Consider the following 611-nt stretch of genomic DNA (forward strand, 5'->3'; position numbering starts at 1 on the left):
GCGATCTGCCGGAAGAGTTTGGCAAGTGGTCGAGCGTCTACCGCCAGTTCCGGCGCTGGACGCTGGCGGGGCTCTGGGAGGAGATCATGGACGCCCTGAACCAAAGCGGGGCCGTGCCAGACGCCCTGCAAATGATCGATAGCACCGTGATCCGGGCCCATCATCAGGCAGCGGGTGCAAAAGGGGGACTCCGCGACAGGGTTTCGGGCGCTCAAGAGGTGGCTTCACGACCAAGATCCACCTCCTCGTCAACGCGCATGGTCTGCCCATGAGGACAGAGATCACGCCGGGCCAGACATCCGACTATCTCGGTTTCGATCTGGTCATGGCCGACAACCTGCCCAGTCCCAGCGTGTTGCTGGCGGATCGTGGCTATGATGGCGATAGCATCAGGGCGAGCTTGAATGCGCGCAACGTCCTGCCCGTTATCCCAATGCGAAAATCTCGTAAGAAGCGTATCGGTGTCGACCGCTCGCTTTACCGCCTGCGCAACCTGGTCGAGCGCTGCTTCAACAAACTAAAGAACGCACGCCGCGTGGCAACTCGCTACGACAAAACCATGGAAAGCTTCCTGGGCTTCATCGACATTACATCCATCCGGCTTTGGCTCA

1 pseudogene is annotated in these 611 nt (G+C 59.9%); it reads left to right on the forward strand.

Annotation, left to right across the window (positions count from 1 at the left end):
- Nucleotides 1-611, forward strand: a pseudogene (locus VXL81_RS13010) (IS5 family transposase); the annotation flags it as partial.

The organism is Phaeobacter sp. JH204B (assembly GCF_048055755.1).
Classification (GTDB): Bacteria; Pseudomonadota; Alphaproteobacteria; order Rhodobacterales; family Rhodobacteraceae; genus Phaeobacter; species Phaeobacter bryozoorum.